General features: G+C 64.5%; 18 protein-coding genes. 10 read left to right on the top strand and 8 right to left on the bottom strand.

Going from position 1 to position 22096, the window contains the following annotated elements; genetic code table 11:
• Positions 1–8: 8 nt before the first annotated feature.
• Positions 9–752: a DUF554 domain-containing protein gene (locus KQ693_RS09725; protein WP_267261111.1), complete on the bottom strand. Its 744-nt coding sequence runs from the start codon at positions 750–752 to the stop codon at positions 9–11.
• Positions 753–770: 18 nt separating this feature from the next.
• Between KQ693_RS09725 and mnmC2 the strand changes: the two genes are divergently transcribed.
• On the top strand, positions 771–1424 hold the full coding sequence (mnmC2, locus tag KQ693_RS09720) for a tRNA (5-methylaminomethyl-2-thiouridine)(34)-methyltransferase MnmC2 (protein WP_267261110.1): 654 nt from the start codon (positions 771–773) through the stop codon (positions 1422–1424).
• On the opposite strand, the gene KQ693_RS09715 is transcribed toward mnmC2, so the two are convergent.
• The gene (locus KQ693_RS09715; protein WP_267261109.1) at positions 1333–2514 is read right to left on the bottom strand and encodes a polysaccharide deacetylase family protein; all 1182 of its coding nucleotides are present in this window, start codon (positions 2512–2514) and stop codon (positions 1333–1335) included. The genes mnmC2 and KQ693_RS09715 overlap by 92 nt on opposite strands.
• Entirely contained in the window at positions 2505–3671 is a 1167-nt protein-coding gene (locus tag KQ693_RS09710) for an MFS transporter (RefSeq protein ID WP_015717222.1), read from the bottom strand. Before KQ693_RS09710 ends, KQ693_RS09715 begins: the two co-directional genes overlap by 10 nt.
• A 14-nt stretch (positions 3672–3685) precedes the next feature.
• Between KQ693_RS09710 and KQ693_RS09705 the strand changes: the two genes are divergently transcribed.
• Positions 3686–4369: a glycosyltransferase family 2 protein gene (locus KQ693_RS09705; RefSeq protein ID WP_054391685.1), complete on the top strand. Its 684-nt coding sequence runs from the start codon at positions 3686–3688 to the stop codon at positions 4367–4369.
• On the opposite strand, the gene KQ693_RS09700 is transcribed toward KQ693_RS09705, so the two are convergent.
• Complete coding sequence (locus KQ693_RS09700) at positions 4308–5519, bottom strand: glycosyltransferase family 4 protein (RefSeq protein ID WP_267261108.1); 1212 nt, start codon at positions 5517–5519, stop codon at positions 4308–4310. The genes KQ693_RS09705 and KQ693_RS09700 overlap by 62 nt on opposite strands.
• 6 nt (positions 5520–5525) lie before the next feature.
• Positions 5526–6692 carry a lipid-A-disaccharide synthase-related protein gene (locus tag KQ693_RS09695; RefSeq protein WP_267261107.1) on the bottom strand — a complete coding sequence of 389 codons (1167 nt, stop codon included), beginning with the start codon at positions 6690–6692 and terminating at the stop codon, positions 5526–5528.
• A 144-nt stretch (positions 6693–6836) separates the two neighbouring features.
• On the opposite strand from KQ693_RS09695, the gene KQ693_RS09690 reads away from it, so the two are divergent.
• From KQ693_RS09690 to KQ693_RS09670, 5 genes are all read left to right on the top strand, one after another.
• The gene (locus tag KQ693_RS09690) at positions 6837–7682 is read left to right on the top strand and encodes a DegV family protein (RefSeq protein WP_267261106.1); all 846 of its coding nucleotides are present in this window, start codon (positions 6837–6839) and stop codon (positions 7680–7682) included.
• Positions 7683–7736: 54 nt separating this feature from the next.
• A complete protein-coding gene (mfd, locus tag KQ693_RS09685; RefSeq protein ID WP_267261105.1) occupies positions 7737–10673 on the top strand; it encodes a transcription-repair coupling factor in 2937 nt (978 codons plus the stop codon).
• 230 nt (positions 10674–10903) lie between these two features.
• Complete coding sequence (locus tag KQ693_RS09680) at positions 10904–13195, top strand: 3-hydroxyacyl-CoA dehydrogenase/enoyl-CoA hydratase family protein (RefSeq protein ID WP_267261104.1); 2292 nt, start codon at positions 10904–10906, stop codon at positions 13193–13195.
• A gap of 12 nt (positions 13196–13207) precedes the next feature.
• Positions 13208–14401 (top strand): thiolase family protein, encoded by a 1194-nt coding sequence (locus KQ693_RS09675; protein ID WP_267261103.1) that lies wholly within the window; start codon positions 13208–13210, stop codon positions 14399–14401.
• Positions 14402–14410: 9 nt separating this feature from the next.
• Positions 14411–16144 carry an acyl-CoA dehydrogenase family protein gene (locus KQ693_RS09670; protein ID WP_267261102.1) on the top strand — a complete coding sequence of 578 codons (1734 nt, stop codon included), beginning with the start codon at positions 14411–14413 and terminating at the stop codon, positions 16142–16144.
• An 87-nt stretch (positions 16145–16231) separates the two neighbouring features.
• Here the strand turns inward: KQ693_RS09670 and cysS are convergent, their stop codons facing one another.
• Complete coding sequence (cysS, locus tag KQ693_RS09665; RefSeq protein WP_267261101.1) at positions 16232–17677, bottom strand: cysteine--tRNA ligase; 1446 nt, start codon at positions 17675–17677, stop codon at positions 16232–16234.
• 36 nt (positions 17678–17713) lie between these two features.
• Here cysS and hslO point away from each other — a divergent pair, with 36 nt between their 5' ends.
• The 3 genes from hslO (at position 17714) to KQ693_RS09650 (ending at position 20561) form a co-directional block, all read left to right on the top strand.
• The gene (hslO, locus tag KQ693_RS09660) at positions 17714–18736 is read left to right on the top strand and encodes an Hsp33 family molecular chaperone HslO (RefSeq protein WP_267261100.1); all 1023 of its coding nucleotides are present in this window, start codon (positions 17714–17716) and stop codon (positions 18734–18736) included.
• A gap of 12 nt (positions 18737–18748) precedes the next feature.
• The gene (locus tag KQ693_RS09655) at positions 18749–19162 is read left to right on the top strand and encodes a universal stress protein (protein ID WP_219759124.1); all 414 of its coding nucleotides are present in this window, start codon (positions 18749–18751) and stop codon (positions 19160–19162) included.
• Positions 19163–19322: 160 nt separating this feature from the next.
• A complete protein-coding gene (locus KQ693_RS09650) occupies positions 19323–20561 on the top strand; it encodes an O-acetylhomoserine aminocarboxypropyltransferase/cysteine synthase family protein (RefSeq protein ID WP_267261099.1) in 1239 nt (412 codons plus the stop codon).
• 117 nt (positions 20562–20678) lie between these two features.
• Here KQ693_RS09650 and KQ693_RS09645 read toward each other — a convergent pair whose 3' ends face one another.
• The gene (locus KQ693_RS09645) at positions 20679–21905 is read right to left on the bottom strand and encodes an aminopeptidase (RefSeq protein ID WP_267261098.1); all 1227 of its coding nucleotides are present in this window, start codon (positions 21903–21905) and stop codon (positions 20679–20681) included.
• A gap of 32 nt (positions 21906–21937) precedes the next feature.
• Positions 21938–22072 carry a hypothetical protein gene (locus tag KQ693_RS09640; RefSeq protein WP_267261097.1) on the bottom strand — a complete coding sequence of 45 codons (135 nt, stop codon included), beginning with the start codon at positions 22070–22072 and terminating at the stop codon, positions 21938–21940.
• Positions 22073–22096 lie beyond the last annotated feature (24 nt).

Raw genomic sequence — 22096 nt, 5'->3', positions numbered from 1 at the left:
GGGAAGCCCTACGAAAGCCAGTTGGCCAAAGCCCAGACCAAAGGGGCCAGGAGGAGGGCGGGAAGAAAGGAGCCCACCCGCACCTTGGTGAGGCCCAGGAGGTTGATCCCCACCCCCAGCACCATAAGCCCTCCTACCCCGGTCACTAAGAGGACCCGGGGGTCCTGGGCGGGGTTGGGGAGAACCTGGCTCAGGGTACTGGCCAGAAGGGCGATACCCCCTTGGTAGCCGAGGATGACCAGCACGCTAAACCCAACACCCACGCCGAAGGAGCTGGTGAGGGCGATGGCGGAAAGGCCGTCCAGGGTGGCCTTAAGAAGAAGGATACTGGGATCCCCGGTGAGGCCGTTTTGGATGGAGCCGAGAAGGGTCATGGGGCCCACGCAAAAGAGAAGGCTTGCGGCCACGAAGCCCTCGGTGAAGCTTCCCCCGCCCCTTACCGCCCGCTTGATCTTTTCCCCGATGTCCTCGAGGGCCTCCTCAATCCGCCACCACTCCCCAAGAAGCCCTCCCAGCACCAGGGCGATGAGTCCCAGGACCACCCCGTCTATGGCCCCGCCCTTGGCTTTTCCCAGGGCGCTGGCCATGGAGAACCCGATAAAAAGGGTGGTGAGCCCCACCCCCTGGACCATGATGCGGGCCATGCGTTCGGGGAGCCGGCCCCGAAGCATGAGGCCAAGCCCTGTGCCCAGGGTCACGGTGGCGGCGTTGGCCAGGGTTCCCGAGAGCTTGTCCAGAAGGCTGAGCTCCATGGGGGCTATTCTACGGGAGTGGAGCCCATCCTCACCCAGGATGGAACCCCCACCCTCTTCCACCCAGGGTACGGGGAGGCCTACCATCCCCGGCAGGGAGCCTTGCTCCAGGCCAGGCGGCTTTACCTGGAGAAGAGCCTCACCCATCTGCATCCCGCTCCCAGGGTCCTCGAGGTGGGCCTGGGGCTTTTGGTGAACTTCCGCGTGACCCTGGAAAGCACCCTGGGTCGGGGGGTGTACCTTCGCTATTGGGCCGTGGAACGGGAGCCGCTACCCCGGGAGGTGCTCGCGCGGGTGCGCCTCCCTCTTCCCAGGGCGGAGGAGGTGTTTGCGGAAATCCTTAAGGGCTGGCCCAATGCCTGCTTCCTTGGGCCTTGGGGCGAGCTTCGCATCCTCTTTGGGGAGGTGGAGGCTTTGGAGCTTCCCCAGGACTGGGCCACGGCGGTTTACCTGGATCCCTTCAGCCCTCGGGTGAACCCGGGGCCTTGGTCCTTGCCTGTTCTAAAGGGGCTTCACCGGGCTTTGCGGCGTGGGGGAAGGCTTGCCACCTACTCCGCTCAAGGGGTTTTCCGCCGGGCCCTCAAGGAGGCGGGGTTTGCCCTTCACCGGGTGCCTGGGGTGGGGAAGCGGGAGTGGACGGTGGGAATCGCCTTAAAACCTCCTCCCGGCTGAGGTAGGCCAGCTCGGCCCAGGAGCGGTCGGGCTTGGGCAGCTCCCCCCGGTACAGCCAAAAGAACCAGGCGCTGCTCAGGGTGGCCACGAGACGGGGCCAAGGGGGAAGGGGATGGGTGTGGAAGCCAAAGAGCCTGGCTCCCTGGGCCAGGTAGCTGTAGCCGTAGACCAAACGCACCTCGGGGTCTTGAGCCACCCGTTCCGCCACCTTCTTGAGGCTTTCTCGCACGTATCGGATGGCCTCGAGGGGGGAGAGTTCCATGCTCCGCTGGCTTTCCAGATGGAGCTCCAAGGCGGGGGTGACCCGGGGTAGCCCGGGTAGATCGGGTCCGGGAAAAGGCTTCTTCTCCACCCGGAAGAGGTCGAAGGGACCGTATCCCGCCCGGGCCACCCGGTGCTTGGCGTTGTACCGTTCCTCAAATCCCTGGAGCCCCCGGATAAGGGCGAGCCTCGGGGTGAGGGGTAAGGGGGCGAGGCCGTCCAGGGTGACGGGTTGGTATCCCAGCCGTAGCATCTCGGGAACCACCCGCTCCAGGAGCCTGAGGGTGCGCTCCGGCCCATCGTGGAGGAGGACGATGGACCCTGGGCGCAGGTAGTAAAGAAGCCTTTCCGCCAGGGCCTCAGGGGGAAGGTCCAGCCAGTCCTTGCTTTCCAGGTCCCACAGGGCGATGCGCTTGCCCAGGAGGCGGGCAAAGAGGCGGGTAAAAGGGGTGTGGAGTCCATGGGGAGGCCGGTAGTAGCGCCCGGGGTTCCGGCGCATGTGCTCCCACTCCACCCAGGGCAGGAAAAGCCTCCAGGCCTGGTGCCACTCCCCGTGGTCCTCCACCTGGTGGCCTTCGCGCTTGATGGCCTCCACCAGGTCCGGCCGGGCCTTGGCCCGTTCCCCGGTCAGGAAGAAGGTGGCCTTGACCCCGTGCTGGCGCAAAAGCTCCAAGAGGGCTTCCGTCCTCTCCGAGGGGCCGTCGTCGAAGGTCAGGGCCACCTTGGGGGTGCGCCTCGAGGCGTGGGCATAGGCTCCGAGGCCCAGAAAGCGAAAGAGGAGGTCGGAAAGCCCATAGAGTAGAAGGATCAAGGCCAGGATCAGTTCCACCGCATCCTCCAGAAAAGAACCGTGTAAAAGAGGCTGAGAAGCAAAAAGGTGGCGCTACCTACGAGAAAGGGTGCCTTTATGCCCAAGGTTTCCCATAAAAGACCTCCCACCGCAGGTCCCAAGGCCACCCCTAGCCCTTCCACGGTCATCAGCCCTCCCCATACGGCCGCCCGGTTTTCCTCGGGCAGGTTCTTAGCCAGGAAGCCATTCCACCCGGGCAGGAACAGGCTGAAACCCAGGCCGCCCAAGGCGGCCAGCAGGGCCAGTTCGCCCGGGCTAGGGGTAAAGGCCAGGCGGGCCATCACCAGGGCCAAAAGGAGAAGCCCGCTCACCAGGGCGAAGCGGTAGCCCCTCCGGTCCACTTGCCGGCCGGTGAAGGGCAAAAGGCCGAAGGCCAGGCCTCCCCCCAAAAGGAGAAGCCCTCCCAGGGCAATGGGCTCGAGGGCCAGCTCCTCCTTGGCATAGCGGAGGATGAAGAGGGAAACCAAGGCGGGGGCGAAGGTCTGGCCAAAGGCGGCGGGCAGAAAGAATAGAAGCCGCTTATAGGGGTATGGTTCCCGCACGGCTTGGGGAATGGGGATGCGGAAGGGGAAGAGGCTTAGGGCAAGGAGGAGGACCACGCCTTGGGCCACCATGAGCAGGGTGAGGGCGGCCTCGGGTTCTTTTTGGGCCACCTGCCCCACCCCCACCAGGCCGATGCCCACCCAGGGCATAACCAGGGTCAGGGTAAAGGATAGGGCACGTGCCTCCCGCCCGGGCACGGCGATGCGGCTCGCCAGGGTCATGAGCCCAGGGTAGAGGGTGGACATAGTGAGGCCCCAGAGGATGGCGAGCCCCCAAAGAAGCCAGCCAGCGTGGGCCTTGGGGGTGAGGAGAAGAGCTAGAAGGCCAATGAAGGCCGCTAGGGTGACTGTGCGGCCGAACCCCACCCTTTCCGCCAGGAGCCCTCCGAAGGTTTTGGAGAGGTTCTCGGAGAGCTGGTGAAAGGTGAAGGCCAGGGTGAAGGTGGCGGGGCCAAGCCCCAGGTGCTCGGGAGCGTAGAAGGGGAGAAGACCCGCGAAATAACCGCTTCGTACCCCCTCCATGAGGCCTACAGCTAGGACCAGGCGCAGGAATACGAAAAGCCCCTCCCTGGCCCATGGCAGATAGCGAAACACGCTAAAGTATACCCGTGCGCATCAGCGTGGTGATTCCCGCCCACAACGAGGAGGCTTTTTTGCCCAAAGCCTTGCAGGCGGTTTTGGCGCAGACGCTGCCGCCTTTTGAGGTGATCGTGGTGGACAATGCCTCCACCGACCGCACCCGGGAGGTGGCGGAGAGGTTTGGGGTGCGGGTGGTGTATTGCCCCCGGAAGGGGGTAGCCTACGCCCGCCAGGCGGGGCTTCTGGCCGCCCGTGGGGAGTGGGTGGCCATGACCGATGCCGACTCCATCCCCCTTCCCACCTGGCTTCAGACCCTAGCCCGGCATGGGGAAGGGGTGGTGGCCCTCTACGGTCCGTTGCGGTTCTATGGGGTTTCTCCCTGGACGGCTTTTGTTTCCGAGTGGGGCTACCGGGCTTTCCTGAACCTCATGGCCTTCCTGGGAAAGCCCAACCTGGCCGGGGCCAACATGATGTTTTTGCGGGAAGCCGCCCTGGAGGTGGGAGGATTTCCCGAGGTGGAGGCCCGGGAGGACGTGCTTTTAGGGTGGAAGCTTAAGCGGGTGGGAAAGGTGCGTTATGTGCCCGAGGCGTTGGTCCTCACCTCGCCCAGGAGGTTAAAGGGCGGGTGGGTGAGGTTTTTGGCCCAGCAGGTTAAAAACCTCCTGGGTGATCCTCGAGGCTACTTCGGGGAAGACGGGGGAAGGGAAAGATGAGCCTCCGGGGTTCCACCCGCACGATCTCGTTGGCTTCGTCGTATACGGCTACGATTTTTTCGGCGATCCGCTCCGCAGAGCGTTCCATGGCCCAGGCTCGGGCCTCGAGGCTGAAGCGTCGGCGCTTCTCCTCGTCTTTCAGAAGTTCCAAGGCCCTGGCTGCCAGGGCTTGGAAGTCCTTTGGAGCCACCAGGTACCCGGTCTGGCCGTCCACTACCCCCTCCAGTACCCCTTCTGCCCCCACGGCCACCACCGGCACCCCCATGGCCTGGGCCTCCCAGATCACCAGCCCCTGGGTTTCCGTTTCGCTGGCGAAGAGGAAGAGCTCCGCCATCCGGTAGTAGCCCCCGATGTACCGGTAGGGCACCGTGCCCAAGAAACGAACCCGATCCGCAATGCCCAGGGTTTCCGCCAGGCGCTTCAAGGCTTCCAGCTCCGGTCCTTCCCCAATGTGCGCCAGGAAAACATCCTCCTCCCGGGCCAACTCGGCCACAGCTTTCAAAACCACATCGAAGGACTTTTCCTTCCCTAGCCGGCCCACGGTGATGAGGCGCCGTTTGCCCTGGGGCCAGGGGGAGGGGGAGGGAAGGGGTGCTTCTTCCAGGATACGGTTGTCAATACCCGTGGGAATAACCCGTATGGGCCTTTGGATGCCGTAGCCCTCTGCCAGCCGCTTTACCGGTTCGGTGGGGGCGATGACCACCTCCACCCGGTTGTAAAAAGCCTTGGCAAGCCTGGGAATGATTCCTGTGTATTTGTCTAAGACGGCGAGACCTGGCACGTAGTGGGCGTACTTTTCGTAATGGGTGTGGAAGGTGGATACGTGGGGGAGCTCTTTATTGCGCGCGATCCTGAGGCCCCACACGCCCAGGGTTAGGGGGGTGTGGGTATGAATGACCTCAAACTCCGTGGGCAAATGACGGGAGGAGGGCAGGGCAATCTGCTGTCCCTCGTAAAAGGGATAGGGCACGGAAGGAACCCGGACCACGCCTTCTTCGCGCTCAGGGGCCTCGGGATGGTGGGGTGCCACCACCCAGGCCTCGTGCCCCATGCGCCTAAGCTCCCTAAGGAGGAGGTAAACGCTGGTGGTTACCCCGTTGGGGTTGGGGAAGTAGACATCGGTGAACAGGCCTATACGGTAGAGGCGCATGCGGTTCTAGCTTATCCTAAACTCTTTTTCTAAGCAGCTTCGGATGTGCCTCGCAGCACCCGGGATGCCTCCGGGTGGGCCAATGCGGGATTTCCCAGCTCGGCTGGCTTGGGTATAGACCTCCTTGCTGTGCAAAAGGAGCAGACCCTCGGCGGCTATTCGGTGGGGATCGGGCTGGACGAGGCGGAGGGCTGGGCCTAAGAGCCTTTTTTGCCGCCGCGCAAAGGCCCGGGTGTACTGAGGACCCGGGGTGGGGAAGCTTATGACCGGGATGCCTAGTCCCGCCGCTTGCTCGCTGGCGGTTCCCGCTGTGGACAAAGCGATCGCGCTACGGTGGAGGATGGCTGAGAAAGCCCCCTGGAGAATCCAAGCGGTTTTGCCTTCCTTAGAAAGGCAAAGCGCACCAGGGCCTTCTTCCTGGCGGTGCCAACCGGGCAGAGGTGGAAGGGACTCCCAGCTCTTAGCCCAGGCTACCGCTGGGGTTAAAGGGATGTGAAGGCTTGCTTCCAGCATAAGGGGGAGGCTGAATCGCTCGTCCCCTCTGGTGCCCGGAAGTAAAGCCAAGAGGGGGCCATCGCCCAATAGCGGGGCTAGGTCGCGCTCTGGCGGCGGTAAGAGATCCATGGCAAAACTGCCGTACCAGTAGGCGTGGCGAACCCCCAAATGTCTAAGGCGTTCCAGGCTCTTTTGGTCCCGAACAAAGACCGCCCTCACCGCGCGGTGCAAAAAGCGTTCATATGGGGTGAAGTCGCTTCCTCCCCAGTCCAAAAGGAGCTCCCACAAGGGGGTTCCCTCGAGGTAATACGCGGAAACCAGGGGGTTAATGTGGTAGACGGGGCTTCCCTTGGCTCCCCAAAGACCAACCGTTAGGGCGTAAGCGTCACCTACGACAACCACTGCATCCACGTGGGAGGAGCGGGCAGCCTGCCATTGCTTTAGGGTCATGGTGAGGAAGCCTGTCTTAAGGTCCGCGAAGAGATTCTGCCAACTACCAAAAATGAACCCTCCTGAAGGCATCTCCTGACGTGGCCCAAGGATTTCCCGGGCGATGCCCTCGTAGGCCTTTCCTTTGCCCACCAGGGGTAGGGCCAGGATCTCATGGCCTAGCTCCTGGGCGATCCGCGCCCCGATGGCGTCCTCTGTGGGACCGTTGGACACAAAGAGGACTCTCATGGTAGTAGCACGATTTGAGCCCAGGACCATAGCAGGGTGGTGGGAAAGCTTCTGGGTGGGCTGTAGGTGAAAGAACGCGTGTTGGCGACCATACGCAAAACCCACCGGCCATTATAGCCGAGATCTTCTTTTACCCGGTATAAGATGGGGTACGTGGAACTGGGTCTGGTGACTGATACCGCAGCGGACCTGTCCCCGCGGTTCCTAGAAGAGGAGGCGGTGGGCCTGGTGCCCATCTATGTGCACCTGGGGGGCAGGAGGTACAAGGATTGGCGGGAGCTTACCCCGGATGCCCTCTATCAGGCCATACGGGCAGGGGCCGAGCCCGTGACCGAGCCTCCAGGGGTGGAGGACTTTGCCGAGGTTTACGAGCGCTACCTCCAGATTTATGACCGCGTTCTTTCCCTGCATGTTTCCGGGGAGCTCTCCAAAACCGTGGACAGGGCCCGGGAAGCAGCCTTGAAGGTGGCTCCCACCCGCATCCGGGTGGTGGACTCGGGCATGGTATCCGCTGGGCTTGGGGCCATGGTGCTGAGGGCGGTGGAGATGCTGAGGAAGGGAGCGGAGGAGGAGGCTGTGGTGCGGGAGTGGGAGAGGCTAAAGCATTCCAGCCTGTACTTCAGCGTGGCCGATTTATCCCACTTGGCCCGGAACGGCCGGCTTCCCCGATTCGGCGAGGTGGTGGGTAACCTTCTGGGCCTTCGCCCCATTTTGCGTATAGAGAAGGGGCATATCCGGTTTCTCAAGGTGGCCAGGGAGGGTGCGGTGCCCGAGGTTCTTGCCCGGCTGGTCCTCGAGGAGCTTCAAGGAAAACCGGCCCGCATCACCATTGCCCACACCGATGCCAAGAGCGAGTGGATTGAAGGCTTGAAGAAGAGCTTGGAGGGCGCTTTGCGCCTGGAAAAGGGGCGCATCACGCGAAGCGGAGCCACCATCGCCGCCAACGTGGGTCTTGGGGCCATAGCCATCCATGCGTACTCGATAGAATAGGCCAAGGGTGCCCCCTCCGGCTCCCGGGTCAGAGGGGGCGGATGTTTCTTGCCCATGGAGATCGCCCTGGAACGGTATTACGGGCACCGCCTGGCCCTGCCCCAGGTGGTGGCGGCCTTGATTTTTGCCCGGGAGAGGCCCCCGGCCCTCCTTCTGGCCCCAGAGGAGCGCTTGAGGCGCTACCGGGACCTCCTGGCCTTTGGCGTGCCGGTTTACGTGAACCCCGGCCTCGAGGCCTGGGAGGAGCGGGCCCTCATCGTGATGAGTTACGAGGAGGCCCTCGCTCCCTTTCCTGAGGACCCCTCCGCCTGGCGGCTCGTTTTGGAGGTGGGCCGAAGCTATCCTCGAGGGGAGCTACTGGACCGCCTCCTGCGCATGGGGTACGCCCGGGATGAGGATTACCGGGTGCTGGGGGAAGTGCTGGAGCTTTCCGGGGTCCGGCTGGAGTTCTTCGGGGAAGAGCTTGAGAGGCTTTTGGTGGAGGGGGAGGAACGCAGGCGGCATATCCTTCTACCCAAGCCGGGCAAGGCCGAAGCCTTTACCTCCAGAAAACTCCTCCACTTTCCTGGCCCCGTGTACCTGGACACCCCAGCCCTGGCCCCCAAGGAGGTTTGGTCCCTTTTAAGGGGGCGTCAGGTGGTGGCCCTGGGGAGCGGGGTGGAGGTTCCTCCCTTGGACCTGGGGGTGAGGCCCCTCCCCCCGTACAGGGGAAGCCTTAAATCCCTGGAAAAGGACCTTGCCCGCTGGCTTGGGGAGGGGAGGCGGGTTAGCCTCTTCGTGGCCCACGAACGCACCCTGGACTACCTGAAAAGGCGGCTTGCCCCCTTTCATCCCCAGGTACCCGAGCGGTTTCCGGGTCCCAAAGGCCAGCTTTCCCTTTTCAGGGGAGCCTTCGAGGGGGGGGCGGAGTGGGGGGAGGAGGTTTTCCTCACCGAGGCCTTGGTGTTTGCCACCGGTGCGGTGCGGGCCAGGTTGCGGGTGGGGGAGGGGCTTACCGACCCCGGGGCTCTCTCCCCTGGGGATTTCCTCATCCACCCCGACCACGGCGTGGGCCAGTACCTGGGCTTGGAAACCCGGGAGGTCCTGGGGGTTAGGCGGGACTACCTGGTCCTCCGCTACAAGGGGGAGGGGAAGCTTTACCTTCCGGTGGAGCAGCTGCCCCTTCTCAAGCGCCATCCCGGCACCACGGATGACCCTCCGGAACTTTCTTCCCTGGGCAAAGGGGAGTGGCAGCGGCTTAAGGAGAAGGCCAGGAAGGATGTGGAGGAGTTGGCGGCACGGCTTCTCATCCTTCAGGCCAAGCGGAAGGCTACCCCGGGCCGGGCCTTTCCTCCCTTGCTGGAGTGGGATCCCCTTATCGAGAGGGGCTTCCTCCACGAGCTCACCCCGGACCAGAAACAGGCCTTGGAGGAGGTCTTGCGGGACCTAGAGGCTCCTTTCCCCATGGACCGGCTCATCTCCGGGGACGTGGGCTTTGGCAAGACGGAGATTGCCCTCCGGGCCGCTCACCGGGTGGTGGGGCACGGGGTCCAGGTGGCCTTTTTGGTGCCTACCACCCTTTTGGCGGAGCAGCATGGCAAGACCTTCCGGGAGCGGTTTGCCGGGCTTCCCGTGCGCATCGGGGTGCTTTCCCGCTTTACCCCCGAGAAAGAGGAGAAGTCCATCCTGGAGGGCTTGGAAAAGGGCACCCTGGACATCGTCATCGGCACCCACCGTCTTCTCCAGCCCGACGTGCGCTTTAAGGATCTCGGGCTTTTGATTGTGGACGAGGAACACCGCTTCGGGGTGGCGCAGAAGGAGCGGATCCGGGAGCTGAGGGCCGAGGTGGATACCCTTTACCTCTCTGCCACGCCCATCCCCCGTACCCTTTATTCCGCCCTGGTGGGCCTGAAGGACCTATCTAGCATCAAAACCCCACCGCCAGGCCGGAAGCCCATTCGCACCTTCCTGGCTCCCTTTGACCCCCTTTGGGTACGCGAGGCCATCCTCTTTGAGCTGGAAAGGGGAGGCAAGGTGTTTTACGTGCACGACCGGGTGGCCTCCATCGAGGCGAGAAGGCGCTACCTGGAAAACCTGGTGCCCGAAGCCCGCATCGGGGTGGTCCACGGCCAGATGCCCGAGGGCCTAGTGGAGGAGACCATGCTCCTCTTTGCCGAGGGAGCTTACGATGTCCTTCTGGCCACCACCATCATCGAGTCGGGCCTGGACGTGGGCGAGGCCAACACCATCCTCATTGAGCGGGCTGACCGTCTGGGCCTGGCCACCTTGTACCAGCTCCGGGGCCGGGTGGGGCGGCGGGAGCAGGAGGCCTACGCCTACCTCTTCCATCCTCCCAGGCTCACCGAGGCGGCGGAAAAGCGCCTCAACGCCATCGCTGATCTTTCCGACCTGGGAAGCGGCCATCTCCTGGCGGAGAAGGACATGGAAATCCGCGGCGTGGGGAATCTCCTGGGCCCTGAGCAACACGGGCATATCCGGGCCCTATCCCTCGAGGTCTACAGCGAGCTTCTGGAGGAGGCCATTCGCAAGCTCAAGGGCGAGGCCAAGGAGGAGAGAAGGCACGTTACCCTGGACCTGGGAGTTTCCGCCCGGCTTCCTGCGGAGTACGTGCCGAGCCTCGAGGGCCGTAGCCGCTACTACGGCCGCCTGGCCGAGGCCCGGAGCCTGGCGGAGGTTTCCCGCATCGCCAGGGAGCTCAAGGACCGGTATGGCCCCCTTCCCGAGGAGGCGGAAAACTTCCTGGCCCTTGCCCGGCTCCGCCTGGTGGCGGAGCGGAAAGGGGTGGTCTCCATCACGGAGGACCTTACCCACCTCCAGGTCATCTTTCCCCGCTGGCCCCTGGACTATAACGCCAAGGCTTTGAGGCAACTTCCCTTCCGGGTCGAGCTTACCCAGTATCCTCCGGGCTTTCGCTTGGAGAAAAAGGGCTTAAAGCCCCGGGACTACCCCGAGGCTTTGCTCCAGGCCCTGTACCTCTTCGCCGATAACTAGGGGTTCGGGATCAGGTTGAAAAGTTTCAGCTATAAGCTGAGCTCTCTGGCTAAAAGCGCACCGCACCGATTTCCCCACTTACGCTGGGCCTAGCGCGTTGGCCGGAACCTGCTGCTTCTGGGGCGGTTATAGGCAGGTGGGTTCAGTGGCCCACTTTGTGTTGGTAACAGACCCCTTTGACAAGCCCGCTAAACCTGCCGTAAACTTTGACTCAGTATAAGGAGGTGGCCATGATCAAGAAGGTAGGCGTGGTGGGCGCGGGAACCATGGGGAGCGGGATTGCCGCTTTGGTGGTAAGCGCCGGGATCCCGGTGGTCCTTTTGGACATCCCGGGCAAGGAGGACCGCAACGAGCTGGCCAAAAGGGGCCTGGAGAGGGCCTTGAAGGCCAAGCCCGCAGCCTTCATGGACCCTGATCTGGCCCGCTATGTGGAAATCGGCAACACCGAGGACGACCTGGGGAAGCTGGCGGACTGCGATTGGGTGCTGGAGGCCATCATCGAGAAGCCCGAGCCCAAGCGGGCCCTTTACGAGCGACTCGAGGCCATCCTAAAACCCACGGCCATCATCAGCTCCAACACCAGCGGGATCCCCATGCGGGTGCTTTTGGAAGGGCGATCGGAGGCCTTTCGCCGCCGCTTTTTGGGCACCCACTTCTTTAACCCACCCCGCTACCTCCGCCTGCTGGAACTCATCCCCACCCCCGAGACCGACCCGGAGGTGCTCCAGGAAATCCGCCGCTTCGGCGAGCGCATCCTGGGCAAGGGCACGGTCCTGGCCAAGGACTCCCCCGGCTTCATCGCCAACCGGCTTGGGGTTTACGGCATGGTGCAGGCGGTGCGCCTTATGGAAAAGCACGGCCTCAGCATCGACGAGGTGGATGCCCTCACGGGGCCCCTTCTGGGCCGACCCAACTCCGCCACCTTCCGCACCGCTGACCTCACGGGGCTGGATGTGTTGAAGCTGGTTACGGAGGAGCTGGCCCAGGCCACCGGGGAGGACTTCGCCCTGCCGGACTGGGTTCTGCGCCTGGTGGAGGAAGGCCGGCTTGGGGAGAAATCGGGTGCGGGGTTTTACAAACGGGTAAACGGGGAGATCTACACCCTGGATTACCGCACCCTAGAGTACGTGCCCCGGGCCAAGGTGGACCTCCCGGAGCTTAAGGCCCTTCGGGACCTGCCCCTGGCGGAAAGGCTTCCCAAGGTGGTGGAGCTTCCCGGCAAGTACGGGGCCTTCCTCAGGGAGCTTTTCGCCCGCACCGCCCACTACACCTTGGAGAAGGCTTCCGAGATCGCCTACGACCTGGTTTCCGTGGACCAGGCCCTGGAGTGGGGCTTCGGCTGGGAGGAAGGGCCCTTCAAGAACATGGATGCCCTGGGCCACGGGCGCCTCGAGGCCCTTTTCGTGGAGCACGGCCTTCCCAAGCCCGAGCTTTTGGGCAAGGCCCAGGGGGCCTTCTACCGAAACGGTACCTACCTGGGTTTTGACGGGGCCTACCACCCCTTGCCCAAACGGGAAGGGGTTATTTCCCTGAAAGCCCTCAAGTCCGAGGGCAAGACCCTGCTGGAGGGCAAGGAGGCGGCCCTGCTGGACCTCGGGGATGGGGTGGCCCTTTTGGAGTTCCGCACCAAGATGAACGCCATCGGGGAGGGTGTGATCCGCATGCTCCAGAAGAGCCTGGAGTATGTGGAGGAAAAGGGCTATGTGGGCCTGGTCATCGGCAACGAGGACCCGAGGGCCTTCTCCGCCGGGGCCAACCTGGCCTTGATCCTCTCCCTGGCCCAGGAAGGGGACTGGGACGAGCTTTCCCTGGCGGTGCGGCAGTTCCAGAAGGCTTCCATGTCCTTGCGCTATAGCCCCTTCCCAGTGGTGGTGGCCCCCTTCGGCCTGACCCTGGGGGGCGGGGCGGAGTTTACCTTGCATGCGGATAGCGTCCAGGCCCATGCGGAGCTTTACATGGGCTTGGTGGAGGCCGGGGTGGGGCTCCTGCCCGCTGGGGGTGGCACCAAGGAAGTGCTCCTCCGGTTTACCCAGGAGCTCGAGCCCTACGAGGAGGCGGATCCCTTTGAGGGGGTGAAGCGGGCCTTCAACCTCATCGCCTTGGCCAAGACCTCCACCAGTGCCCTCGAGGCCCGCAAGATGGGCTTCTTGAGGGACCGGGACCGGATCAGCATGAACCGGGATTTCCTCATCGCTGACGCCAAGCGGCGGGTTCTGGAGCTGGCCCCGGACTACCGCCCGCCCCTTCCCCCCAGGATCCGCGTCCTGGGTAGCGAGGCCCTGGGCAACCTGCGCTATGCGGTTTGGGCCTTCCGGGAGGCAGGGGAGATCACGGACCACGACATGCGAATCGGCCTGGAGATCGCCCAGGTGCTCACGGGTGGGGAAGGCCCGGCGCGGGAGGTTTCCGAATGGGACCTTCTGGATTTGGAACGGGAGGCTTTCTTGAAGCTCCTCGGCACCCGGAAGACCCAGGAGCGGATCGCCTACACCTTGAAGACGGGCAAGCCCCTTAGGAACTAAAGAGGTGGAACCATGCGGGAAGCGGTAATCGTCAGTGCAGTGCGGAGCCCCGTGGCCCGGGGCAAGAAGGATGGAGCCTTGGCCACCTTGCATCCCGTGGACCTCTCGGCCCAGGTGATGGGGCAGGCGGTGGAGCGGGTGGGCCTGGATCCCAAGGAGCTCGAGGATGTCCTCTGGGGTTGCGCCATGCCCGAGGCGGTCCAGGGGCTGAATATCGCCCGCCTGGCCCTTTTAAGGGCGGGCTTTCCCGTGGATGTGGCGGGAGCCACCATCAACCGCTTTTGCTCCAGTGGCCTCCAGACCATCGCCATGGCCGCCCAGGCGGTGATGACCGGGATGGCGGATGCGGTGCTGGCGGGTGGGGTGGAGATGATGAGCCAGGTGCCCATGTCGGGCTACCACACCCGCCTCCACCCCGACCTCACCCCCACGGAGTGGACTCCGGAAGGGTACTCCACCTATATCGGCATGGGCTTCACCGCCGAGAGGGTGGCGGAGCGCTTTGGCATCAGCCGGGAGGACCAGGACCGCTGGGCCCTGAGAAGCCACCAAATGGCGGCCAAGGCCTGGGCCGAGGGTCGGTTTACCGAGGTGGTGCCCATCCGGGTACCCAAGGTGCGCTACCAGGGAACCAAGAAGGTGGTGGAGGAAACCCTGTTTGAACGGGACGAAACCGTGAGGCCCGAGACCTCCCTGGAGGCCTTGGCCAAGCTCCGGCCTGCTTTCAAAAAGGGCGGCACCGTGACGGCGGGGAACGCAAGCCCCTACTCCGATGGGGCGGCGGCGGTGGTGGTCATGAGCCGGGAGAAGGCGGAGGCCCTGGGCCTGAAACCCTTGGCCCGCTTCATCAGCTTCGCCGTGGCCGGGGTGGAGCCGGATGTCATGGGCATAGGCCCCATCAAGGCGGTGCCCAAGGCCCTGAAGCGGGCAGGCCTGAGCCTGGACCAGATCAGCCTCATCGAGTTCAACGAGGCCTTCGCCGCCCAGGTACTGGCGGTGATGCGCACCCTGGAAATGCCCGAGGAGAGGACCAACGTGAACGGCGGGGCCATCGCCCTGGGACACCCCTTGGGGGCCACGGGGGCCAAGCTCACCGCCCAGCTCATCGCCGAGCTGGGGAAGCGGGGTGGGGGGTACGGCCTGGTGACCATGTGCATCGGCGGCGGCATGGGGGCCGCCGGGGTCTTTGAGGTTTACCCAGCCTAGGAGGGAGCCATGACGGAGGAGAAGAAGCTTTGGCAGAAGGGTGGGGGTTGGTTGTTGGAGGCCCCCGAGCGGGTCTACACTCCCGAGGACTTCGACGAGAGCGTCAAGGAGATCGCCCGCACCACCCGCACCTTCGTGGAGAAGGAGGTGCTGCCCCTTTTGGAACGCATGGAGCACGGGGAGCTGGAGCTCAACGTGCCCCTCATGCGGAAGGCAGGGGAGCTGGGGCTCCTTGCGATCGATGTGCCCGAGGAGTACGGGGGGCTGGACCTTCCCAAGGTGATCTCCACGGTGGTGGCGGAGGAACTATCGGGCACGGGGGGCTTTTCCGTCACCTACGGGGCCCACACCTCCATCGGCACCCTGCCCCTGGTCTACTTCGGCACCGAGGAGCAGAAGCGGAAGTATCTCCCCAAGCTGGCGAGCGGGGAGTGGATCGCCGCCTACTGCCTCACGGAACCGGGCTCGGGCTCGGATGCCCTGGCGGCCAAGACCCGGGCCACCCTTTCGGCGGACGGCAGGCACTACGTCCTGAACGGGGTCAAGCAGTGGATCTCCAACGCGGGCTTTGCCAACCTCTTCACCGTCTTCGCCAAGGTGGATGGGGAGCACTTCACCGCCTTCCTGGTGGAGCGGGATACTCCCGGGCTTTCCTTCGGCCCTGAGGAGAAGAAGATGGGCATCAAGGCCTCCAGCACCCGCCAGGTGATCCTCGAGGACGTGAAGGTCCCCGTGGAAAACGTCCTGGGGGAGATCGGCAAGGGGCACAAGATCGCCTTCAACGTCCTCAACGTGGGCCGGTACAAGCTGGGGGCGGGGGCGGTGGGCGGGGCCAAGCGGGCCCTGGAGCTTTCCGCCAAGTACGCCAAGGAGCGCCACCAGTTCGGCCGGCCCATCGGGAGCTTCGGCCTGATCCAGCACAAGCTGGGGGAGATGGCGAGCCGCATCTACGCCGCCGAAAGCGCCGTCTACCGCACCGTGGGCCTGATCGACGAGGCCCTTCAGGGCAAGAAGGGGCCTGAAGCGGTGATGGCGGGGATCGAGGAGTATGCGGTGGAGGCCAGCATCATCAAGGTGCTGGGGTCCGAGGTGCTGGACTACGTGGTGGACGAAGGGGTGCAGATCCACGGGGGCTACGGCTACTCCCAGGAGTACCCCATCGAGAGGGCCTACCGGGATGCTCGCATCAACCGCATCTTTGAGGGCACCAACGAGATCAACCGCCTTCTCATCCCCGGGATGCTCCTGAGAAGGGCCCTGAAGGGGCAGCTACCCCTCTTCCAGGCGGCCATGAAGCTTCAGAAGGAGCTTCTGGAGCCGAGCTTTGAGGAGCCCGAGGACCTCGAGGCCCACCAGGTGGCGGGGCTCAAGAAGCTCGCCCTCATGGTGGCGGGCCTTGCGGCCCAGAAGTACGGGCAGAAGGTGGAGGAGGAGCAGGAGGTCCTGGGAGCGGTGGCGGACATCCTGATCGACGCTTACGCCGCTGAAAGCGCCCTCCTGAGGGCCAGGAGGCTTGGAGGGGTTGCGCCTGCCATGGCCCGGCTATACCTGCTCCAGGCCCTGGACCGGGCCCAGGCCTGGGCTCTTTCCGTCCTGCCCCGCTTGGTGGAAGGGGATGAGGCCCGGGTGGTGTACTCCGCAGCCCGGAGGCTCACCAAGCATGAGCCCGTGGACCTGGTGGCCTTGAGGCGGGAGGTGGCGGGGGCGGTCCTCGAGGCGGAGGGCTACCCGATCCCCCGCTGAACCTGGGCGTTTCCCTGCCGGGGCCTGGCCCCGGCAGGGGTTGTTATTGGGTTGCCTCCGCTACCCCGTGGACCTGCTTTGGTTAGGCTACTCCAAGCCAATCCGCCACTTGGGGCCTTCCTTGGTGTCCTCCACGATGATGCCCAGGGATTTGAGCCTTTCCCGAATGAGGTCGCTTTTGGCGTAGTCCTTGGCCCGCCGGGCTTCTTCCCTGAGTTCCAGAAGAAGGGCCACTAACCCCTCCAGAAGGGGCCCGGACACCTTCTCCTCCAGAACCCTTTCGGGGAAGAGGCCCAGGATGCCTTCCCCCAGGGTGTGGAAGACCTGGGCGGTTCGCCTCAGGGTGTCCCTCTTGGCCTCAGGGAGAAGCTTGTTGAGCTCGGGGAGGAAGGTGAAGAAGGCGGCCAGGGCCTCGGGGGTGCTGAGGTCGTCCTCTATGGCCTCCAGGAAATCCTTTTCCAGGGCATCCAAGGCCCTTTCCAGTTCCGGGGTGATCCCAGGGTGCGCCGCATTCAGGCGGGTCCGCACCTCGCGGTAGGCTTGGAGGAGGCGGGCATAGCCTCGCTTGGCCGCCTCGAGGCCCTCCCAGGTGAAGTCCATGGGGCTCCGGTAGTGGGTCTGGAGGAGGTAAAAGCGCAGGGCCATGGGCTCGTGGGCCTTAAGGAGGTCGTGAAGGAGGACCAGGTTCCCCGTGCTCTTGGCCATCTTTTCCCCTTCCAGGAGCACGTGGTTGTGGTGCATCCAGTGGCGGGCGAAGCGGTAGCCTGCAGCCTCTGCCTGGGCGATCTCGCACTCGTGGTGGGGAAACTGGAGGTCTATGCCCCCAGCGTGGATGTCAAACCCTTCCCCCAGGTACTTGAGGCTCATGGCGGTGCACTCGATGTGCCAGCCCGGGTACCCCTCCCCCCAGGGGCTTTTCCAGCGCATGATGTGGCCGGGCTCGGCGGCTTTCCAAAGGGCGAAGTCCAGGGGGTCTTCCTTCTCCTCCCGCACCTCCACCCTGGCCCCGGCTCTAAGCTCCTCCAGGCGCTTTCCCGAAAGCTTCCCGTACTCGGGAAAGGCCCGTACGCGGAAGTAGACGCTACCCTTGCGCTCGTAGGCGAAGCCCAGCTTTAAAAGCCTTTCCGTGAGCTCGATCTGCTCCGGGATGTGGCCGCTGGCTCTGGGGGCGATGGAGGGCCGGAGTACGTTTAGGGCAGTGATGGCGTCAAAGTAGCTCCAGGTGTACTTCTCCGCCACCTCCATGGGTTCGAGCCTTTCCAGCTTGGCCCGGCGCTCAATCTTGTCCTCCCCCTGGTCGGCGTCGTCGGTAAGGTGGCCCACGTCGGTGATGTTGGAGACGAAGCGCACCCGGTAGCCTTGGTGGAGCAGGTAGCGGCGGAGCACGTCGTAAACAATGGGTCCCCGGGCATGGCCCAGGTGGGGGTCGGAGTATACGGTGGGGCCGCAGACATAGATCCCCACGTGCCCCGGGGTGGCGGGGGTGAAGTCCACTTTGCTCCTTTGCAAGGTGTCGTAGATGCGCAGGCCCATATGGGGGATTATAGGCCCATGGCATAATGGCGGGGTATGGGCAGGATCCTGAGGGGCTTGGCAGGGGGTGGCCAGCTTAGGGTGGTGGCCGCGGACACAGGGGATGTGGTGGAGGAAGCCCGGCGCCGCCACGGGCTTTCCCCCACTGCCACCGCCGCCCTGGGCCGGGCCATGACCGGGGCCTTGCTGCTGGCGCAGCTCCTCCTAAAGACGCCCAAGGAGCGGATAACCCTGCGCATCGAGGGCACGGGGCCCTTGGGCGGGCTCGTGGCCGAGGCGGATGCGGCTGGAAACGTCCGGGGGTACGTGCGAAACCCGAGGGCGGAGGTGCCCTTGCGGGAGGATGGGAAGCTCAACGTGGGGGAACTCCTCGGGGCCGGAGTGTTGCGGGTGGACCGGAGCCTTCCGAATGGGGAGGTCTACACCAGCACCGTGCCCCTGGTTTCCGGGGAGATCGCCGAGGATCTCGCCCACTACCTTTGGCAGTCGGAGCAGATTCCCTCCGCCGTCCTCTTAGGGGTGCGGGTCAAGGGAGAAGGGGAGGTGGAGGTGGCGGGGGGTGTGGCCATCCAGGTGATGCCGGACACTCCCGAGGAGGTTCTTTCCCGCCTCGAGGCCAACCTGGCAGGTTTAAGCGGCATCACGCCCCTCTTGCGGGAGGGCTTGGAAGCTGCTTTGGAAAGGCTTCTTGCTGGCCTGGGTTTTGAAAGGACGGACCTCAAGGCCCTGGGCTACCCTTTAAACGAGATCCCCGCCCGCTTCCGCTGCCGTTGCAACCGGGAGAAGGCCCTCGAGGCCCTGGTCTTCTTCACCCCGGAGGAACGGGAGGACATGATCGTGAGGGACGGGGGTGCGGAGGTGGTCTGCCACTGGTGCGGGGAAGTGTACCGCTTCTCCCCGGAGGAGATCCGTTCCCTGGTGGCGGAGGTGCGTTGCCCTGATTGCGGCACCCTTTGGCTGTATCCCAGGGCGGACGGCACCCTTTTCCGGATTGAGGGGGATACCTGCCGTTGCGGGCGTAAGGTGGAAATTCCTTCGGAAAAACGGGCCCGGGCCTGATAAGCTTAGGCCATGTTCAAGACCATCCTCCTGGCTTATGACGGTTCGGACCATGCCAAGCGGGCGGCGAGGATAGCCAAGATGGAAGCCGAGGCCCATGGGGCCAGGCTGGTGGTGGTTCATGTCTATGAGCCTGTCCCCGACTACCTGGGGGAGCCCTTCTTCCAGGAGGCCTTGAAAAGGCGGCTGGAGCGGGCGGAAAAAATCCTGGCGGAGGCCGTGGGCCTCACGGGAGTGCCCCGGGAGGATGCCCTTCTCCTCGAGGGACGCCCTGCGGAGGCCATCCTGGAAGCCGCCATAGGGGAGCAGGCTGACCTCATCGTCATGGGTACCCGGGGCCTGGGGGCGATTGGCAGCCTTTTCCTGGGAAGCCAAAGCCAGAAGGTGTTGGCAGAGGCCCCTTGCCCCGTGCTCCTGGTGCGCTAGCCGGTAGGGGTCTGGAAGGCTTTGGGGGTGGAACGGGGTTAGCTTTGCCTGGAGCCTTGGTGGCCGGCTGGAGGTAGCCCTTTCACCTTCCGTTAGGGGGCTTGGCATTTGCCACCTTTGGGGAGCTGAGGGCGAGCTGGCTTTCCGGTAATCTTAGGGCATGGAGTACGAGACCCTGGCGGTGCTTTCCGGTCTGCCCCAGGACCCCCACGGGGCGGTGGTGCTTCCCATCTACGCGGTGGCCGCCTACGGCTTTAAGACCCTGGAGGAAGGGGCAGAGCGCTTTGCCAGTGGGGAGGGCTACGTTTACGCCCGGCAGAAGGACCCCACCGGCAAGGCCCTGGAGGAGCGGTTAAAGGCCCTGGAAGGGGGCATGGAGGCCTTGGTCTTCGCCTCGGGCCAGGCGGCCACCTTTGCCGCCCTCTTTTCCCTCCTGCGCCCGGGGGATGAGGTGGTGGCGGCCAAGGGGCTTTTCGGCCAGACCATCGGCCTTTTCCAGCAGGTCCTGGCTCCCATGGGCATAAGGGTGCGCTATGTGGAGCCCGAGCCCGACCGGGTACGGGAGGCCCTCACGGAGAGGACCCGGGCCATTTTCGTGGAGACCATGGCCAACCCTGCCCTGGTGGTGCCGGACCTCGAGGGCTTAGCCTCCTTGGCGGAGGAAAAGGCCATTGCCCTGGTGGTGGACAACACCTTTGGCGCTGCGGGTGCCCTGGCCAAGCCCCTCCAGTGGGGGGCCCACGTGGCGGTGGAAAGCCTCACCAAATGGGCAAGCGGCCACGGCTCCGTGCTGGGAGGGGCGGTGGTGGTAAGGGAAAGCCGCATCTGGCAAAACTATCCCCAGTTCCTGGAGAAGGATGCCAGGGGCCAGGTTCCCTGGGAGACTTTGGGACCTCGGTGTTATCCGGAACGGATGCGTACCCTAGGGCTATCCCTTATGGGCATGGCCCTTTCCCCCTTCAACGCCTACCTTCTCTTTCAGGGTTTGGAAACCGTGGCCCTGCGGGTGAGGCGCATGAGCGAAACCGCCTATCGCCTGGCCGAGGTCCTGAAGGGGCACCCGAAGATCCTGTCCCTTCGCTACCCCGGCCTGCCCGAGGATCCGGCCTACCCCATGGCCCGGAAGTACCTGGCCTCGGGGGGGCCCATGCTCACCCTGGACCTGGGAAGCCAGGAGGCAGCCAGCCGTTTCCTGAAGGCCATACCCCTGCCCAAGGCCGCCAACCTGGGGGATGCCCGCACTCTTTTGGTGCATCCCTGGACCACCACCCATAGCCGCCTTTCGGAGGAGGGGAGGCTTCAAGCGGGGGTTACCCCGGGGCTGGTGCGGGTTTCCGTGGGGCTGGAGGATCCCGAGGACCTTGGGGCCTGGTTCCGGGAGGCCTTGGAAGGGGTATAGGGGGGAAGAAAAGCACAAGCGTATGGCATCGTGAAGCTATGCACCAACTCGCCATCCGAAGCCTAGATCCCGCCGGTGGGATTTCCACGGCGGGATCCTATAGGAAACTCCCAGCTTTCAGATCACCCAAAGCCCCTCGCGCATGAGGGGCACGCGGGTACCATCCTGCAAAATCCCATCCACCTGCATCGCCGCAGAGCCGATCATCCAGTCGATGTGCACCAGGCTATCGTTGGCCCCGCGCTTCCGGAACTCCTCTCCGGTGGGGCGCCCCTCCAGGTTCTCCGCATAGGCTTGACCGAAGGCGATGTGGCTGGCGGCGTTCTCGTCAAAAAGGGTGTCGAAGAAGACCAAACCCGTTTGGGCGATGGGGTTGTCGGCGGGTACCAGGGCCACCTCTCCAAGCCTGCGGGCTCCCTCGTCGGTGGCGAGGACCTTGAGGAGGACCTCCTGGCCTTTTTCCGCCCCTACCTCCACCGCATACCCCCCTTCAAACCGGGCCCAGATGCCCTCCACTAACTGCCCTCCCAGGGCCAGGGGCCGGGTTGAGCGCACCACGCCCTCCACCCGCTCCCGGTGGGGGGCAGTGAAGACCTCCTCCGTGGGCAGATTGGGGTTGCAGATGCGTCCCTTTTTGGTGGGGGTGGCCCCGCCTTGCCACAGGTGGCCTTCCGCAAGTCCCACCGTCAGGTCCGTGCCTGGCCCCTGGAAGTGGAGGGCGGTAAAGCGCTTGGCGTTCAGAAAGGCCACCTTTTCGTGAAGGCTTCGGTTGTGGGCCTCCCAGGCGGCCACGGGATCCGGCCCGTCCACCCGGGTGGCCTGGAAGATGGCCTGCCAGAGCCTGGCCACGGCTTCCTCCTCGGGAAGATCCGGGAAGACCGCCCTGGCCCAGCCGGGATGGGCGAAGGGGACGATGGTCCAGTTGGTGGCGAACTCCGTAATGGCCTCGAGGGCCGGCTTGTAGGCTCGGCTCTGGGCCTGCTGGGCCCGTCCGATGCGCTCCGGGGGAAGGCCTTCTAGGGCTCTTGGATCGTTACCGGAAACCGCAAGCCGCGCCGCTCCCTCCCGGAAGGCCTTGGCCATACCCTCGTAAAGCCAGGCCGGGGCCTTGTCCAGGCCCTCCTCCGGAGCCAGGGAAAGGCGCTTCCGGGAAAGGACGTTGTCCCCATAGAGGACCGTGAAGAGGCTCGCCCCGTGCTCGTAGGCCTTTTCCGCCAGGAGGCGCACGAAGTCCACTGCCTCGACGGGCGCGGTGGCGATGACCTCCTGCCCTCGTTCCAGATTGAGCCCCACCCGGATGGCCAGATCCGCCAGCCTTTCTAGGTTCTCCTGAAACGCGCTCACGCCCTCAAGTCTTTTGGTCCAGGGGGTTTCTGTCAAGCCCTGGGGCAGCTTTTGGGCCTTCCCAGGAGGAGGACGACCCCGGCCAGGAGGAGCAGGGGAGGCCGGTAATCCTCGAGGAGGAAAGCCGCCAAAAGGAGGAGGAGGGCCAAGGGATACCGTAGGGGCATGGCCTCATGGTACACCGAGGCGTG

The sequence above is a fragment of the Thermus brevis genome, assembly GCF_026427635.1.
Taxonomy (GTDB): domain Bacteria; phylum Deinococcota; class Deinococci; order Deinococcales; family Thermaceae; genus Thermus; species Thermus antranikianii.
The sequence above is the reverse complement of the archived record's forward strand: the minus strand, read 5'-3'. Positions and strand labels throughout refer to the sequence as shown.